The sequence below is a fragment of the Pseudomonas sp. NPDC087615 genome, from assembly GCF_044743445.1.
Classification (GTDB): Bacteria; Pseudomonadota; Gammaproteobacteria; order Pseudomonadales; family Pseudomonadaceae; genus Aquipseudomonas; species Aquipseudomonas baetica_A.
In genome coordinates this window covers 69,783-86,751 of record NZ_JBIUWM010000025.1, presented here as the reverse complement: position 1 = coordinate 86,751, position 16,969 = coordinate 69,783, and the positions used below count along the sequence as shown (strand labels likewise).

The following is a 16,969-nucleotide window of genomic DNA, read 5'->3' as shown; positions in this document are numbered from 1 at the left end:
GTCGTCGAATACTTTGCGTTTGTCGGTCATGGAGAGCTCCTCAATAGGTGTATTTTCCACCTATCGGGGTGTCCGGGGAAATTAGACCACTGCATTGCTCGCGAATGCGGTGTGTCATCCAACAGATGGGTAGGCTGATACGGCCCCTTCGGGAGCAAGCCCCCTCCCACATGGAGATTGTGGCAGGCCGTCGATCACCTATGGACTTGATAGCTGGAGTCATCCGCCCCAACCCCCTAGAATCGCCCCCACGATTAAAGGAGACGACTTCATGCTGATGGTGATTTCCCCCGCCAAGACCCTCGATTACGAAACACCGCCGGCGACCCAGCGCTTTACCCAGCCGCAATACCTCGACCATTCTCAGGAGCTGATCCAGCAGTTGCGCGAGTTGTCGCCAGCGCAAATCAGCGAGTTGATGCACGTCTCCGACAAGATCGGTGGCCTCAACGCCGCGCGCTTCGGCAGCTGGACGCCCGCCTTCACCCCGGAAAACGCCAAGCAAGCCCTACTCGCGTTCAAGGGCGACGTGTACACCGGTCTCGACGCGCAGTCCTTCAGCGAAGCCAACTTCGACTACGCGCAAAAGCATCTGCGCATGCTCTCCGGCCTTTATGGCCTGCTGCGCCCGCTGGACCTGATGCAACCGTATCGCCTGGAAATGGGCACCAAACTGGCCAATGCCCGTGGCAAGGACCTGTACGCCTTCTGGGGCACGCGCATCAGCGAATGGCTGAACCAGGCGCTGGCCGAGCAAGGCGACGACGTGCTGCTCAATCTGGCCTCCAACGAGTACTTCTCAGCGGTCAAACGCAGCGCCCTGAACGCGCGGATCATCAACACCGAGTTCAAGGACCAGAAGAACGGCCAGTACAAGATCATCAGCTTCTACGCGAAAAAGGCCCGAGGCCTGATGAGCCGTTTCGTGATCCAGGAACGCATCAACGATCCCGCCCTGCTCAAGCAATTCGATGTGCAGGGTTATCGCTACAGTACCGAGCAGTCGAAACCGGACACTCTGGTGTTCTTGCGCGACCACGCCCCCGAATAAAGCATGCTCAATGCACGACGCTTTCTATAAAGAGTCGTGCATTGAGCACGATGTCAAAAATCCCTCTCCCGATATCGCCATTTTAATGGCGCCATAAAATCAACACCCTCTTTTCTAATATTAGTTTCACTCGACACTGATCATTTTTTTCAGTAGTGGCACCTAAATTTTTTCACGGTAGTGGCACAAAACTATCTAACGTGATTATTCGCCTGTTAATAAAGGTCGAAAACGAAAGTGCTATCAAATTGAGATTAGTGCCATCTTTGACAATATTTCAAGAAATTTCAGATTTCGCGATGAGCGGGCTGGAACTATGTCCAAATGCATAGCTCATACCACCGGTAACCATTCTCGCCGAGTTTGTACGAGATAACTTACGCTAGGCAGATAGCCATGTAACCAAGTTGTCACAGCAACTTGCCTAGATGACTAACTAGTCTGAAAGCAACTTGATGGACAGGAGATAGGCACCATTAATATCCCCTACAAGGCCATGGCCGCGCCCCTATAAACGTGCTCGCCTGAGCACCCAACCGCTTGATACACAAGGCTTAAACCTGAGATCAAGCGCGTAAAAACGACTGCACCAAGATCTTCAAACATGAAGATTGGCTGCAAAACAGGGCACGTCATAACAACAAGGCCTGGTTGCGCACATCTTGAGTGCACTTATTTAGACACTCGAAACTTAGTATGCCTGCACACGGCATTGTGGCGCCTGTATGCCGCACTTTCGAGTGCACTAATGAACGCTGAACACCATTAACTCCGGCCCTCTAACGGCCTGATATATACAGAGGTAATTGCGATGCGCATCAGCATATTTGGTTTGGGTTACGTTGGCGCAGTGTGTGCCGGTTGCCTGTCTGCACGGGGCCATGACGTGGTTGGCGTCGATGTTGCCAAAGACAAGATCGACATGATCAACGCTGGCAAATCCCCCATTGTTGAACCGGGCCTGGGCGAACTTCTGGCACAGGGTGTCCAGACCGGTCGTCTGCGTGGCACGACCAACTTCGCCGAGGCGATTCGTGACACCGATCTGTCGATGATTTGCGTCGGCACGCCGAGCAAGAAGAACGGCGATCTGGAACTGAACTACATCGAAGCGGTGTGCCGCGAGATCGGTTTTGTCCTGCGTGAAAAAACCACCCGCCACACCATCGTCGTGCGCAGCACCGTACTGCCGGGCACCGTTGCCAACGTGGTGATTCCGATCCTGGAAGACTGCTCCGGCAAGAAGGCCGGCGTTGATTTCGGCGTCGCGGTCAACCCTGAGTTCCTGCGTGAATCCACCGCCATCGCCGACTACGACCTGCCACCGATGACCGTCATCGGCGAGTTCGACAAGGCTTCGGGCGACGTTCTGCAAGCGCTGTATGAAGAACTCGACGCGCCAATCATCCGCAAGGACATCGCTGTCGCCGAGATGATCAAGTACACCTGCAACGTATGGCATGCGACCAAAGTGACCTTCGCCAACGAGATCGGCAACATCGCCAAAGCCGTCGGCGTCGATGGCCGTGAAGTGATGGACGTGGTCTGCCAGGACAAGACCCTCAACCTGTCCCAGTACTACATGCGTCCGGGCTTCGCGTTCGGCGGCTCGTGCCTGCCCAAAGACGTGCGTGCCCTGACCTACCGCGCCGGCTCCCTGGATGTCGAAGCGCCGCTGCTCAACTCGCTGATGCGCAGTAACGAATCGCAAGTGCAAAACGCCTTCGACATCGTTGAAAGCCATGACAAACGCAAAGTCGCCCTCCTCGGTTTGAGCTTCAAGGCCGGCACCGACGACCTGCGCGAGAGCCCGCTGGTTGAGCTGGCAGAAATGCTGATCGGCAAGGGTTACGACCTGAGCATCTACGACAGCAACGTCGAGTACGCCCGTGTTCACGGCGCGAACAAGGACTACATCGAATCGAAAATCCCGCATGTGTCGTCCCTGCTCAACGCGGACTTCGATTCGGTGATCAACAACTCCGACGTGATCATCCTCGGCAACCGCGACGAGAAATTCCGCGCGCTGGCCCAGCAAGCACCGCACGGCAAACAGGTCATCGACCTGGTCGGCTTCATGGCCAAAGCCACCGACGCCGGTACGCGCACCGAAGGTATTTGCTGGTAACGCAGCGCCAAGCGACAAGCCTCGAGCTGCAGCTAGCAGCTCGAGGCTTGCAGCTCGAAGCCTCTAATACCTTCGGATGACGTTGATGACCAAGCTCAAACATTTTTTTCTGCAATCCGCCGGCTGGCTTTTCTATTTGAGCCTGCTGATGGGCCTGGCCTTGATGCTGCCCACGTCCACATTCGACTCCGAGTCGAAGGACTTCATTTTCCTGATTGGCGCCGTGGGTATCTGGCGCTACTCGATGGGTGCAACGCACTTTGTGCGCGGCATGATTTTTCTCTACATCGTCTATCCGCACCTGCGCCGTAAAGTGCGCAAGCTGGGTAAAGCAGCGGACCCCTCGCATGTTTTTCTGATGGTCACCAGTTTCCGTATCGACGCGCTCACCACCGCGCAGGTCTACAGCTCGGTGATCCGCGAAGCCATCGACTGCGAACTGCCGACCACTGTGGTCTGCTCGATCGTCGAAATGTCCGATGAGCTGTTGGTGAAAGCGTTGTGGGCGCGGATGAATCCGCCCGAACGCGTCAAGCTCGACTTCGTGCGCATTCCCGGCACCGGCAAACGTGATGGCCTGGCCTACGGTTTCCGCGCGATCTCCCGTCACCTGCCGGACGACCGCGCCGTGGTCGCCGTGATCGATGGCGACACCGTGCTCGGCGAAGGCACCGTGCGCAAGACAGTGCCGTGGTTCCAGTTGTTCGGCAACGTCGGCGGCCTGACCACCAACGAATTCTGCGAAGTGCGCGGCGGCTACATCATGAGCGAATGGCACAAGCTGCGCTTCGCCCAGCGTCACATCAACATGTGCTCGATGGCCCTGTCCAAGCGCGTGTTGACCATGACCGGGCGCATGTCGGTGTTCCGCGCCACCGTGGTGACCAACCCGGAATTCATCGCCGACGTGGAGAGCGACTCGCTGCAGCACTGGCGCCTGGGTCGTTTCAAGTTTTTGACCGGCGACGACAAGTCGAGCTGGTTCAGCCTGATGCGTCTGGGTTACGACACCTTTTACGTGCCTGACGCGGCGATCAACACCGTTGAACATCCGCCGGAAAAGAGCTTCATCAAGGCCAGCCGCAAACTGATGTTCCGCTGGTACGGAAACAACCTGCGGCAGAACTCCCGCGCGTTGGGTCTGGGTGTGAAACGCCTCGGCGCCTTCACGTCGGTGGTGCTGTTTGATCAGCGCGTATCGATGTGGACGTCCTTGCTCGGCCTGACCGTGGCGATCATCGCCAGCTTCAAGTACGGCACCGCATTCATTCTGGTTTACCTGCTGTGGATCGGCATCACCCGCCTGATTCTGACCTTGCTGTTGTCCTGCTCCGGTCACCGGATCGGCCCGGCCTACCCGGCGATTCTTTATTACAACCAGATCGTCGGTGCGCTGGTGAAGATCTACGTGTTCTTCCGCCTCGACCAACAGTCCTGGACTCGCCAGCCCACGTCCCTGACCCGTGATCTCGCCAGCTTTCTACGTTGGTTCAACACCTGGTCGTCTCGGACCATGACCTTCTCCGCCGGCAGCATTTTCGTCGCCGTGCTGCTGATGATGGTCTGACCCGCCCCTCTTGAATTAACAAGGAAATCGCCCCTATGAATACCGCCGTCAACGCCAATGTAGTGCATGAATCCGAAGCCCAGCGTCAGCACGCCCGCGTAAAAATCCCGGCCAAACTGCGTTTCTTCGGCCCTGACCGGGCGCCCGTTGAAACGCGGGTCCTGGACCTCTCGGCCGGCGGCCTGGCGTTCAACGCCGGGCAACTGCCGCTGACTCTCGGCGAGGTGTACAAGGCCCGCCTGCAATTTGTCATCGACAACCTCGGCCTGGCCATGGACGTTGAACTGCAGGTGCGCTCTTACGACCGCCCGAGTGGCCGCGTTGGCTGCCAGTTTCAGAACCTTGAGCCGCAGGATATTTCCACCCTGCGTCACTTGATCACTTCGCACCTGGCCGGCGACATCGTCAGCATGGGCGAAGTGCTGGCGACCCTGCAGCGCGACAACTTCACCAAGGCCCGCAAGGTCAAGGACGGCGGCCACGGCATGACGCCGTTCGGCCGTTTGAAGGCCGTGACGTTCAGCGCCGGTGTTTTCGTCGTCGGCCTGGTCGCCGCCGGTTTCATTTTCAAATCGGTGTACGGCATGTACTTCGTCAGCCACGCGCAGGCTGGCCTGGTCAGCGTACCGGGCATGAACATCACCATGCCGCGTGACGGCACCGTGCAGAGCCTGGTCAAGTCCGACGGCGTCGCCGCCAAAGGCGCACCGCTGGCGACCTTCAGCACCAGCATGCTCGACGTGCTCAAGGGTCATCTGGAAGAAGACCAACTGACCCCGGCCAAGGTCGAGGAACTGTTCGGCAAGCAAATGACCGGCACCCTGACTTCGCCGTGCGATTGCACCGTGGCTCAGCAACTGGTGGCCGACGGTCAATACGCGAGCAAGGGCGACGTGATCTTCCAACTGGTGCCGCGCAACACCCAGGCCACCGTTGATGCGCGGTTCTCCTATCGCCAGTTCGGCGACGTGCGTCCGGGTACGCCTGTGAGCTTCCAGATCGCCGGCGAAGACAAGACCCGCACCGGCAAGATCGTCAGCAGCACCAGCCTGAAAAGCGCTGACCTGTCCTCCGACATCCGCGTGCAGATCCAGCCTGACGAGCCGCTCGACAGCCGCTTCGCCGGCCGCCCGGTGGAAGTGAACAGCGACCGTGGCCCGAACCTGAACTGGCTGATCGACAAAGCCATGGCTGCCGGTCTTTAAGTCGAGGACATGCCTGTGACTATCACCAGTCTTTTCAGAACGCCACGATCCCTGTGGGAGCTGGCTTGCCAGCGATCGGATCAATGTGGTCTTGCTGAAACACCGAGTCGGTCGAGCGCGACCCCGGCTAATCGCTGGCAAGCCAGCTCCCACAAAGGATCAGTGTGTGCCTTGGCATTGGCGGTCAGCCTGGCCGGTTGCGCCGGCCTGCCCGATCAGCGCCTGGCCAACGAAGCACTCAAGCGTGGCGACACCGCCACCGCTGCGCAGAACTATCAGCAACTGGCCGATCTGGGTTACAGCGAAGCGCAAGTGGGCCTGGCTGATATTCAAGTCGACAGCCACGACCCCGAGCAAATGAAGCAGGCCGAAGCGACTTACCGCGCCGCCGCCAGTGTTTCATCGCGAGCTCAGGCGCGACTCGGCCGCTTGCTGGTGGCCAAACCCGGTTCCACCGAAGCCGAGCGTCAGGAAGCCGAAAGCCTGCTGAAAAAGGCTGCCGTCCAAGGCGAAGGCAACACGTTGATCCCGCTGGCGATGCTGTACCTGCAATACCCGCACAGTTTTCCGAACATCAACGCTCAGCAGCAGATCGATCAGTGGCGCCAATCCGGTTACCCGGAGGCGGGTCTGGCCCAAGTGCTGCTCTATCGCACCCAAGGCACTTACGACCAGCATCTGGATGACGTGGAAAGGATCTGCAAAGCCGCGCTCAACACCACCGACATCTGCTACGTCGAACTGGCCACGGTCTATCAGAAACGTGCCCAGCCTGAACAACAGGCCGAGCTGATCAAGCAGATGCAGGCCGGTTACAGCCGTGGCACCGTCACCGCTCAACGCGTCGATTCGGTCGCCCGTGTGCTGGCCGATTCGACCCTGGGCAAGACCGACGAAAAAACCGCGCAGTCGTTGCTCGAACCGATTGCTCCGGGCTACCCGGCATCGTGGGTGACGCTTGCGCAATTGCTCTACGATTTCCCGGAACTGGGCGACATCGATCAGATGATGCAGTACCTGGATAACGGCCGCGCCGCCGACCAACCGCGTGCCGAACTGTTGCTGGGCAAGCTCTACTACGAAGGCAAAATGGTCCCGCCCGATGCGAAAGTCGCCGAGGAACATTTCCAGAAAGCCGTCGGCCGCGAAGTCGCCGCCGATTACTACCTTGGCCAGATCTATCGCCGTGGTTACCTGGGCAAGGTCTATCCGCAGAAGGCTCTCGACCACTTGCTGACCGCTGCGCGCAACGGCCAGAACAGTGCCGACTTCGCCATCGCCCAACTGTTCTCCCAAGGCAAAGGCACCCAGCCCGACCCGGTCAACGCCTATGTGTTCAGCCAATTGGCCAAGGCGCAAAACACCCCGCAAGCCAATGAACTGGCAGCCACTCTCGCGGCGCAATTGCCGCCCGAGCGTCTGGCCCAAGCCCAACGCCTGCTGCAGCAAGAGCAGGCCAGCCGTGGTGCCCTGAACACGAACACGCTGCAACTGCACGCCCTGCAAGAAGAACACGGCGAGGAAAAACTATGAAGCTCAATCCATTCGTGAAGGCCGGCATTGGCCTCACTTTCGCGCTGATCTGGTCTTGCCCGACACTGGCAGCGATGACTGAAAGCAAAAACTTCGGCCTCGAAGTGAAAATCACCGGCCAGTCCGAAGACGACCGCGACCTCGGCACCGCCAGTGGCGGCGACGTCAACGGTGTCGGCCTCGACCTGCGTCCGTGGGTCTACGGCGAAAGCGGCGCGTGGAGCGCCTACGCCATGGGCCAGGCCGTGACCTCGACCGACATCATCGAGACCGACACCCTGCAGCAGTCCGACAGCGAAGGTACGCAGACCACCGACAACAGTGACCGCAAGACCAAGAAAAACTACTTGGCGATGCGTGAATTCTGGGTCGGCTACAGCGGCCTCACCCCTTACCCGGGCGAGATGCTCAAGTTCGGTCGCCAGCGCCTGCGCAATGACGACGGCCAATGGCGCGACACCAACATCGAAGCGCTGAACTGGACCTTCGACACCACCCTGTTGCGTGCCAACGCCGGTGTTGCCGAACGCTTCAGCGAATACCGCACCGACCTCAAAGAGCTGGCGCCCAAAGACAAGGATCGCCTGCACGCCTACGCCGATGCCGCTTACCAGTGGACACCGGGGCAATGGGTCGGCATTCGCGGTCACCACACCCACGACGACGGCAAGCTCGATTACGCCGAACCGGGCGTGCCCCGCGACTCGCTGGACAAGAAAGAGAACGGCGACATCAGCTGGCTCGGCCTCACCGCCGACAGCGACGCCTACAACTGGCGCAACACCAACACCGTCAACTACTGGGGCAGCATCACCGGCATGAGCGGCGACCGCGACACGGTCAACGCGCTGAACGCTGATGGTTCGCGCCCGGCGCAAGCCAAACGCAGCGATGATGTGAATGGCTGGGCCACCGACGTCGGCGTGCGTCTGCGCCTCGATCCGCAGTGGCAGGTCGGCGCCGCCTATGCCCGCGCCAGCGCCGATTACGAACAGACCGGTCTGGAAAGCAACCGCTCGAACTACACCGGTACCCGTTCGCGCGTTCACCGTTTCGGCGAAGCCTTCCGTGGCGAAATGAACAACATGCAGACCGCCACCCTGTTCGGTTCGTGGATGCTTAACGACGAGTACGACGCCAGCCTGATCTACCACAAGTTCTGGCGCGTCGACGGTAGCAAACCTGTCGGCAGCAACGGCATCAACGCCGTGGAAAACAACACCGACGACGTCACTGGCGCGATCCTTTCCAGCACCTCTTTGCCACTGCAGGACGGCAATAAGGATCTGGGTCAGGAGATGGATCTGGTCGTCACCAAGTACTTCAAGCAAGGCCTGTTGCCGGCGGCGTTGAGCCAGTCGATCGACGAGCCTTCGGCGCTGGTGCGTTTGCGTGGTGGCGTGTTCAAGCCGGGCGACGCCTACGGCAAGCAAGTTGATTCGTACATGCACCGCGCGTTCATCGACGTGATCTGGCGCTTCTGATGCAAACCGCGAAGGGAGTGCCCGACATGAATAACGCTAGGAAAGGCTCGCTCAGCCTATTGGCCGGCGCCATGCTGCTGGCCTCCGCTGGCGCCTTCGCCACCGGTGTGCCGGCAAAGCCTGTAACCGTTGCCAAAGAGTTGCAGCAAGCCAAGACCTATACCGTCAGCAGCGCGCCGACCGAGGAACTGGAACTGGCCAAGCCGACACTGCCCGACCTCTCCGGTTACACCGCCGAAGCCGCCGCCGCGAAAATCGTCCGTAGCAAACCGGGCAAGATCAGCGTGCGCCGGATGATGCAGGAAGACGCCCTGAAGGACTTCATCGGCGGCGACAACAAAATGGCTGAATGGGTGGTGCGTCAGCACGGCATCCCGCAGGCGATCTTCGTCGACGACGGCTACATGAACCTCAAAGAGTTGGCGCAGAAGCTGCCCAAGCAGTACTTCAGCGAAACCTCACCGGGTGTGTATCTGGCCAAATTGCCGATCGTGGTTGGCCGTAAAGGCATCCTCGAAATCGACGGCCAGACCCAAGAGCTGCGCCTGTCGCAAGAGGCCGGTTCGTTCCTGGTCAACGACGGTCAGTTGTTTGTGCGTGACACCAAAGTCACGGGCTGGCGCGAGAAGGACAACGGCCCGGCGACCTTCCGTTCGCCGAAGGAATTCCGGCCGTTCCTGCTCGCCTGGGGTGGCACCGAGACCTACATCGTCAACAGCAAAATGGCCAGTTTCGGCTACGCCAACAGTAAGTCGTACGGGGTGAGCATTTCCCAGTACACGCCGAACATGGCCAAGGTACTCAAGCGTCCCGAGCCCACCGGCTGGATCGTCGGTTCCGAGTTCTCGGACATGTGGTACGGCTTCTACTGCTACGAGACCCGCGACTTCGTGGTCAAGGGCAACACCTACAAAGACAACATCGTCTACGGCATCGACCCGCATGACCGCTCGCACGGCCTGATCATTGCCCAGAACACCGTTCACGGCACGAAGAAGAAGCACGGGATCATCATTTCCCGTGAGGTCAATGACAGCTTCATCTTCAACAACAAAAGCTACGACAACCACCTCTCGGGCCTGGTGATCGACCGTAACAGCGTCAACAACATCGTGGCCTACAACGAGATCTACAAGAACCACACCGACGGCATCACCCTCTACGAGTCCGCCGACAACCTGCTGTGGGGCAACAAGGTCATCAGCAACAAGCGCCACGGCATCCGCATTCGTAACAGCGTGAACATCCGCCTCTACGAAAACATCGCCATGGCCAACGGCCTGACCGGCGTCTACGGTCACATCAAAGACCTGACCGACACCGACCGTGACATCAAGCTCGACCCGTTCGACGCCCAGGTTTCGCTGATCGTGGTGGGCGGTGAACTCGCGGCCAACGGCAGCGGCCCGCTGTCGATCGATTCGCCCTTGAGTGTCGAGTTGTATCGCGTGTCGTTGCTGGCGCCGACCATATCCAGCGGCATCAGCTTCAACGGCATCCTCGGCGAGCGCCAGGATGAAATTCTCGACCTGCTGGTGCGCCAGCAGAAAGCCGTGCTGATCGACCCTGTCGAACGCCAGACCGAACTGCAGGACTGAGGATAATTTTATGCACCCACACTTGATCAGATTACTCAGCCTGTCGGCCCTGACCGTGGGCATTCTGGCCGCCAGCAATGGCGCTCGCGCCGACGAGGCTGCCGGTGTCACCCCGCCCAAGTTCACCGCCGAGCCGTGCTGCAACCTGTGCCCGGCCGCCCATGACGCGAAGAACTACACCACGCGCTATCAGCAGAACTTCACCACCCTGGTGCAGGCGCAGGGCGACTGGCTGTTCCGGACTCAGGAAGACCTGCGCACCGAATTCAACACCACCCCTGCCGGCTACAAACGCCTGCAACAGTTGCACGATGCGTTCAAGAGCAAAGGCGTGGAACTGGTGATCGTCTATCAACCGACCCGGGGCCTGGTGAACCGCAACAAACTCAACCCGCAGGAAAAAGCCGCGTTTGATTACGAGAAGGCTTTGGGCAACTACAAGACCATGCTCGGCCGTTTTGCGCAGATGGGCTACGTGGTGCCGGACCTGTCGCCGCTGACCAACGAATCGCTGCCGGACACCCTGCCCGCCCACGATTTCTATTTCCGTGGCGACCAGCACTGGACCCCTTACGGCGCACAGCGCACGGCAAAAATCGTCGCCGAGAAGGTCAAGCAGATCCCGGCCTTCGCCGACATTCCCAAGCGTGAGTTCGAGACCAAGCGGTCTGGTCGTATGGGCAAAACCGGCACTTTGCATAACATGGCCGGGCAACTGTGCGGCACCAGTTACGCGATCCAGTACATGGATCAGTTCACCACCGAACCGAAAGGCGAGGCCGCTGACGGCGATCTGTTCGGCGATTCCGGCAACCCGCAAATCACCTTGGTCGGTACGTCTCACAGCGGCAAGAACTACAACTTCGCCGGTTTCCTGCAAGAAGACATCGGTGCCGACATTCTCAACGTTGCCTTCCCCGGCGGCGGTCTGGAAGGTTCGATGTTGCAGTACCTGGGCAGCGACGAATTCCAGAAGAGCCCGCCGGAAATTCTCATTTGGGAGTTCTCGCCGCTGTATCGCCTCGATCAGGAAACCATCTACCGCCAGATGATGGCGCTGCTGGATAACGGCTGCGAAGGCAAAGACGCTCAGATGAGCGCCAGCACCACGCTGAAACCGGGCAGCAAACAAGAACTGCTGGTCAACAGCAAGAACATGAACCTGCAAAACAGCAGTCATCAGGTCGACATCCGTTTCGCCGACACCTCGGTGAAAACCCTACAAGCCACCCTCTGGTACATGAACGGTCGCCACGAGGACATCAAGATCGAGAAACCGGAAACCTCCGACACCGACGGTCGTTTCGCCTTTGAGTTGCGCACCGACGAAGACTGGGGCTCGCAAAACCTGCTGGCAGTCGAAGTTCAGGGCCCGGAAGCGGGCACCGCGCCACAGAAAGTCGAAGCGAAAATCTGCAAACGCAACGTATTCCCGGGCGCTGGGCAACACACCGCTCAGGTCGGGCAATGAGGTCTGCTATGCGAAATCGAACGATCAAACACCTGCTTGCGCCATCCCTGCTCACCCTGGCGATGTTCGCCGGGGCGACTCAGGCCGCCGCGCCACTGCGTCCACCTCAGGGCTACTTCGCCCCTGTGGATAAATTCAAGACCAGCGACAAAAGCGAAGGCTGCGATGCGATGCCGACGCCGTACACCGGCCCGCTGCAATTTCGCAGCAAATACGAAGGCTCGGACAAGGCCCGCGCGACGCTCAATGTGCAATCGGAAAAGGCCTTCCGCGACACCACCAAAGACATCACCACGCTGGAGCGCGGCACCGCCAAACGCGTCATGCAGTTCATGCGTGATGGCCGCCCGGAGCAGCTCGATTGCACGCTGGACTGGTTGGCTGCGTGGGCCAAGTCCGACGCCTTGATGTCGAAAGACTTCAACCACACCGGCAAATCGATGCGCAAATGGGCGCTGGGCAGCATGGCCTCTTCGTACATTCGCCTGAAATTCTCCGACTCGCATCCACTGGCGGAGCATCAGCAGCAAGCGCAGGTGATCGAAGCCTGGTTCAGCAAAATGGCCGATCAGGTCGTCAGCGACTGGGACAATCTGCCGCTGGAAAAAACCAACAACCACTCTTACTGGGCGGCGTGGTCGGTGATGGCGACGTCGGTCGCGACCAACCGCCGCGACCTGTTCGATTGGGCAGTGAAGGAATACAAGGTCGGCGCCAATCAGATCGACGCCGACGGCTACCTGCCGAACGAACTCAAGCGCCAGCAACGCGCCCTCGCCTACCACAACTATGCCCTGCCGCCGCTGGCGATGATCGCCAGTTTCGCCCAGGTCAACGGTGTCGATCTGCGCCAGGAAAACAATGGCGCACTGAAACGCTTGGCTGATCGCGTGCTGTCCGGGGTGAAAAACCCGGATGAATTCGAGAAGAAGAACGGCAAAAAACAGGACATGACCGACCTGAAAGAGGACATGAAATTCGCCTGGCTCGAACCGTTCTGCACCCTCTACACCTGCTCGGCGGATGTGCTGGAGAAGAAGCACGGGATGCAACCGTTCAAGACCTTCCGCCTGGGTGGCGACCTGACCAAGGTCTACGACCCGGCGCATGAAAAGGGCAACAAAGGCTCGTAAGAATGAATGCAATCCCCTGTGGGAGCGGGCTTGCTCGCGAATGCGGTCTGACATTCAAAAATAATGTCGACTGACACACCGCCTTCGCGAGCAAGCCCGCTCCCACAGTGAAGTGATGTCGCCCCCTGAATTTTCACGGGGGGTTTGGGGGGGCTTTGGCCCTTGACTGTTGGTTCAAACATGGAGAGATCGGGATGGTATTTTCATCCAACGTGTTCCTGTTTCTGTTCTTGCCGATCTTTCTCGGCTTGTACTACCTGAGCGGGCAACGCTATCGCAACCTGCTGCTGCTGATCGCCAGCTACGTGTTCTATGCCTGGTGGCGGGTGGACTTCCTCGCCCTGTTCGCAGCGGTAACGCTGTGGAACTACTGGATCGGCCTCAAAGTCGGTGCCGCTGGTGTGCGCACCAAACCGGCCCAGCGCTGGCTGCTGGCCGGCGTGGCGGTGGATCTGTGCATCCTCGGCTACTTCAAGTACGCCAACTTCGGCGTCGACAGCATCAACTCAATGATGACGTCGGTGGGTCTTGAGCCGTTCATCCTGACCCACGTACTGCTGCCGATCGGTATCTCGTTCTACATCTTCGAGTCGATCAGCTACATCATCGATGTGTATCGCGGCGACACCCCGGCCACCCGCAATCTGATCGACTTTGCCGCGTTCGTGGCGATCTTCCCGCACCTGATCGCCGGCCCGGTGTTGCGTTTTCGTGACCTGGCCGACCAGTTCAACAACCGCACCCACACTCTCGACAAATTCTCCGAGGGCTGCACCCGGTTCATGCAGGGTTTCATCAAGAAGGTCTTCATCGCCGACACCCTCGCGGTGGTGGCCGACCATTGCTTCGCCCTGCAAAACCCGACCACGGGCGATGCCTGGCTCGGCGCGCTGGCCTACACCGCGCAGCTGTATTTCGACTTCTCCGGTTACAGCGACATGGCTATCGGTCTGGGCTTGATGATGGGTTTCCGCTTCATGGAAAACTTCAAGCAGCCGTACATCAGCCAGTCGATCACCGAGTTCTGGCGCCGCTGGCACATCAGCCTGTCGACGTGGCTGCGTGACTATCTCTACATCACGCTCGGCGGTAACCGTAAAGGCACGCTGATGACCTATCGCAACCTGTTCCTGACCATGCTTTTGGGCGGTCTGTGGCACGGCGCGAACATCACTTACATCGTTTGGGGCGCCTGGCACGGCATGTGGCTGGCGATTGAAAAAGCGCTGGGCCTGAATACCTCGCCGCGCAGCCTCAACCCGATCCGCTGGGCGCTGACCTTCCTGCTGGTGGTGATGGGCTGGGTGATCTTCCGTGCCGAGAACCTGCACGTTGCCGGGCGCATGTACGGCGCGATGTTCAGCTTCGGCGACTGGTCGCTGTCGGAACTCAATCAGGCCAGCCTCACCGGCCTGCAAGTGGCGACGCTGGTGGTGGCTTACGTGACGCTGGCGTTCTTCGGTCTGCGTGATCTGTATACCAACCAGCCTCCGGTCAAAACCAAGCCAGCGGTCAACGTCGAAACCGACGGCCCGGCCGCTGCGACCCCAGGAATGATCAAGGCCGCCCCCGGCGAAAACCCGGCGAGCATCCACGAGCCTGGCTACACCGTCGGCGTTGAAGCCCAGGTGCAAGCGGCCTACTGGACGGCGGACTGGTCACGCTACGTGATGCGCGGCTTGATCCTGCTGCTGTTCATCGCCTCGATTCTCAAACTCTCGGCGCAAAGCTTCTCGCCGTTCCTTTACTTCCAGTTCTGTGGGATCTGACATGACCCGCTCATTACGCATTTTCTACATCGCCCTGTTCCTGGTGACTCTGCTGGTGCTCGGTCTGTGGTCGGTGCGCAGCTTCTTCGGCTTCAGCACCAACGCCGACGCGACAGTGCTCAACGGCCGCTGGACCAAAGCCGTGGAAACCCACTACGACGACGCGTTTCCAATCAAGCGTCTGGGCACCAATCTCTGGGCCGCGCTGGATTTCAAACTGTTCAACGAAGGTCGTCCGGGCGTGGTGCTCGGTCGCGATCAGTGGTTGTACAGCGATGAGGAGTTCAACCCGATCGTCAACGAAGAGTTGAACCTGCAAGGCAACTACGCGCTGGTCGAAGGCGTGCGCCAGACCTTGAAAGCCAAAGGCGTGAAACTGGTGATGGCGATTGTGCCGGCCAAGGTTCGCCTGTACCCGGAGCACCTGGGTGAAGTGAAACCGGCAAGCATCCACGCCAACCTCTATGAGGATTTCCACGCCCGCGTGGCGGCGGACAAGATCCTCGCCCCTGACCTGCTCAAGCCATTGCAACAGGCCAAGCAGAACGGTCAGCAAGTGTTCCTGCGCACCGACACGCACTGGACGCCTGAGGGCGCCGAGGTTGCGGCCAACACCCTGGCGAAAACCATCGCCGACAAGTTCCCGCTCAGCGGCGAGCCGCAGCGCTTTGTCACCACGCCGGCCGAGAAGGTCACGCACAAGGGCGACCTGCGTCTGTTCCTGCCGCTGGACCCGCTGTTCGAAAACCTGATGCCGGCGCAAGAGCCGCTGCAAAAGCGCAACACCGTGGCCGCGGGTGATCAGCCGGCCGGTGACGACGCCCTCTTCGCCAACAACGAAGTACCGGTCGCATTGGTCGGCACCAGCTACAGCGCCAACCCCAACTGGAACTTCGTCGGTGCACTCAAACAAGCGCTGCACAGCGACGTGGTGAGCTACGCCGAGGACGGCCACGGCCCGATTCGACCGATGCTCAGCTACCTGAAAAGCGATGACTTCAAGAACAGCCCGCCACAGGTGCTGATCTGGGAGTTTCCTGAACGTTATCTGCCTGTGAACAACGAAATCGGCGACGCCGACCCGCAGTGGGTCGCAGAGCTTAAACAAGCCGGCGTGCGCCAACAAAACGTAGCTGTAAACACTCAATCCGAGACGCCCGACCGGGCGCAAAACTGAAAGAGAGGTACACCATGACTTTCACGACTACTCCTCGTCGTCTCGCAAAACGCATTGCACTGGTTGCGGGTTTGAGCGTGCTGTCGGTTCAGGCTTTCGCCGGTGGCGACGCTGCGCTCTACGGCCCGACCGCACCGAAAGGTTCGAGCTTCGTGCGCATCTATAACGCCAGCAACGCTGAAGTCAGCGCCACCGTTGGCAGCACCAACCTGAGCGACGTTGCGCCTCTGGCCAGCAGCGACTTCAGCTTCATGCCGGGCGGCGACTACAGCGCCAAGGTCGGCAGCCAGACCCTGCCGGTCAAACTCGCCGGTGACCACTACTACACCCTGGTCAACAACGCTTCCGGCGCGCCGCAACTGATCGAAGAACCGCCGTTCAAAAACAAGCAGAAATCCCTGGTGCGCGTGCAGAACCTCAGCGACAAACCGCTGACCCTGAAGACCGCCGACGGCAAGACCGAAGTGGTCAAGAGCGTCGCCGCCAAGGGCCGTGGCGAACGTGAAATCAACCCGGTGAAAGTCAGCCTGGCGCTGTTTGAGGGCGACAAAAAAGTCAGCGACGTGAAACCGGTCGCGCTGGAACGCGGTGAAGCCGCGGTGCTGTACGTCACCGGTAACGGCAGCAACCTGTCGCCAGTCTGGGTGAAACGCCCGGTGTCGACGCGCTAACAATTTTTCCTGCCTGACCCCGTCCCCACTGTGGGAGGGGCTTGCTCCCGAAAGCGGTCTGACATTCAACCGATATGTCGACTGATACACCGCCTTCGGGAGCAAGCCCCCTCCCACCCTTTGAACGGGTTGTCAGTTCGGATACGAGACAAAAACAAGAGTGAAACGACACAGGTTCGTGG

The 16,969-nt window shown here is 59.5% G+C and carries 12 protein-coding genes; all 12 read left to right on the top strand.

All coding sequences use genetic code 11. From position 1 onward, the window contains the following. Positions 1-271: 271 nt before the first annotated feature. The 12 genes from yaaA (at position 272) to ACIOU6_RS14665 (ending at position 16,787) form a co-directional block, all read left to right on the top strand. Positions 272-1,051: a peroxide stress protein YaaA gene (yaaA, locus tag ACIOU6_RS14720; RefSeq protein WP_401137380.1), complete on the top strand. Its 780-nt coding sequence runs from the start codon at positions 272-274 to the stop codon at positions 1,049-1,051. A gap of 811 nt (positions 1,052-1,862) precedes the next feature. Next, on the top strand, positions 1,863-3,179 hold the full coding sequence (locus ACIOU6_RS14715; RefSeq protein ID WP_221729948.1) for a nucleotide sugar dehydrogenase: 1,317 nt from the start codon (positions 1,863-1,865) through the stop codon (positions 3,177-3,179). Between the two features lie 85 nt (positions 3,180-3,264). Beyond that, positions 3,265-4,746 carry a mannuronan synthase gene (alg8, locus tag ACIOU6_RS14710; protein ID WP_401137376.1) on the top strand — a complete coding sequence of 494 codons (1,482 nt, stop codon included), beginning with the start codon at positions 3,265-3,267 and terminating at the stop codon, positions 4,744-4,746. A gap of 35 nt (positions 4,747-4,781) precedes the next feature. Beyond that, the gene (locus ACIOU6_RS14705; protein WP_401137373.1) at positions 4,782-5,951 is read left to right on the top strand and encodes a PilZ domain-containing protein; all 1,170 of its coding nucleotides are present in this window, start codon (positions 4,782-4,784) and stop codon (positions 5,949-5,951) included. Positions 5,952-5,960: 9 nt separating this feature from the next. Further along, complete coding sequence (algK, locus tag ACIOU6_RS14700) at positions 5,961-7,484, top strand: alginate biosynthesis TPR repeat lipoprotein AlgK (RefSeq protein ID WP_401137370.1); 1,524 nt, start codon at positions 5,961-5,963, stop codon at positions 7,482-7,484. After that, positions 7,481-8,968 carry an alginate export family protein gene (locus tag ACIOU6_RS14695; protein ID WP_401137367.1) on the top strand — a complete coding sequence of 496 codons (1,488 nt, stop codon included), beginning with the start codon at positions 7,481-7,483 and terminating at the stop codon, positions 8,966-8,968. Before algK ends, ACIOU6_RS14695 begins: the two co-directional genes overlap by 4 nt. Positions 8,969-8,994: 26 nt before the next feature. Then, entirely contained in the window at positions 8,995-10,566 is a 1,572-nt protein-coding gene (algG, locus tag ACIOU6_RS14690) for a mannuronan 5-epimerase AlgG (protein ID WP_401137364.1), read from the top strand. A 10-nt stretch (positions 10,567-10,576) separates the two neighbouring features. After that, a complete protein-coding gene (locus ACIOU6_RS14685; protein WP_401137361.1) occupies positions 10,577-12,037 on the top strand; it encodes an alginate O-acetyltransferase in 1,461 nt (486 codons plus the stop codon). A gap of 8 nt (positions 12,038-12,045) precedes the next feature. Further along, entirely contained in the window at positions 12,046-13,170 is a 1,125-nt protein-coding gene (locus ACIOU6_RS14680; protein ID WP_221729955.1) for a mannuronate-specific alginate lyase, read from the top strand. 194 nt (positions 13,171-13,364) lie between these two features. Continuing rightward, complete coding sequence (locus ACIOU6_RS14675) at positions 13,365-14,939, top strand: MBOAT family O-acyltransferase (protein WP_401137357.1); 1,575 nt, start codon at positions 13,365-13,367, stop codon at positions 14,937-14,939. A 1-nt stretch (position 14,940) separates the two neighbouring features. Continuing rightward, positions 14,941-16,116, top strand: coding sequence for an alginate O-acetyltransferase (locus ACIOU6_RS14670; protein ID WP_401137354.1), 1,176 nt, complete (start codon positions 14,941-14,943; stop codon positions 16,114-16,116). Positions 16,117-16,130: 14 nt separating this feature from the next. Continuing rightward, the gene (locus ACIOU6_RS14665) at positions 16,131-16,787 is read left to right on the top strand and encodes an alginate O-acetyltransferase AlgF (RefSeq protein WP_221729958.1); all 657 of its coding nucleotides are present in this window, start codon (positions 16,131-16,133) and stop codon (positions 16,785-16,787) included. Positions 16,788-16,969: the final 182 nt, after the last annotated feature.

What these genes read in the sequence shown, in the direction of transcription:
- yaaA (WP_401137380.1), top strand. Translation starts at nt 272, where the DNA reads ATGCTGATGGTGATTTCCCCCGCCAAGACCCTCGATTACGAAACACCG.
- ACIOU6_RS14715 (WP_221729948.1), top strand. Translation starts at nt 1,863, where the DNA reads ATGCGCATCAGCATATTTGGTTTGGGTTACGTTGGCGCAGTGTGTGCC.
- alg8 (WP_401137376.1), top strand. Translation starts at nt 3,265, where the DNA reads ATGACCAAGCTCAAACATTTTTTTCTGCAATCCGCCGGCTGGCTTTTC.
- ACIOU6_RS14705 (WP_401137373.1), top strand. Translation starts at nt 4,782, where the DNA reads ATGAATACCGCCGTCAACGCCAATGTAGTGCATGAATCCGAAGCCCAG.
- algK (WP_401137370.1), top strand. Translation starts at nt 5,961, where the DNA reads ATGCCTGTGACTATCACCAGTCTTTTCAGAACGCCACGATCCCTGTGG.
- ACIOU6_RS14695 (WP_401137367.1), top strand. Translation starts at nt 7,481, where the DNA reads ATGAAGCTCAATCCATTCGTGAAGGCCGGCATTGGCCTCACTTTCGCG.
- algG (WP_401137364.1), top strand. Translation starts at nt 8,995, where the DNA reads ATGAATAACGCTAGGAAAGGCTCGCTCAGCCTATTGGCCGGCGCCATG.
- ACIOU6_RS14685 (WP_401137361.1), top strand. Translation starts at nt 10,577, where the DNA reads ATGCACCCACACTTGATCAGATTACTCAGCCTGTCGGCCCTGACCGTG.
- ACIOU6_RS14680 (WP_221729955.1), top strand. Translation starts at nt 12,046, where the DNA reads ATGCGAAATCGAACGATCAAACACCTGCTTGCGCCATCCCTGCTCACC.
- ACIOU6_RS14675 (WP_401137357.1), top strand. Translation starts at nt 13,365, where the DNA reads ATGGTATTTTCATCCAACGTGTTCCTGTTTCTGTTCTTGCCGATCTTT.
- ACIOU6_RS14670 (WP_401137354.1), top strand. Translation starts at nt 14,941, where the DNA reads ATGACCCGCTCATTACGCATTTTCTACATCGCCCTGTTCCTGGTGACT.
- ACIOU6_RS14665 (WP_221729958.1), top strand. Translation starts at nt 16,131, where the DNA reads ATGACTTTCACGACTACTCCTCGTCGTCTCGCAAAACGCATTGCACTG.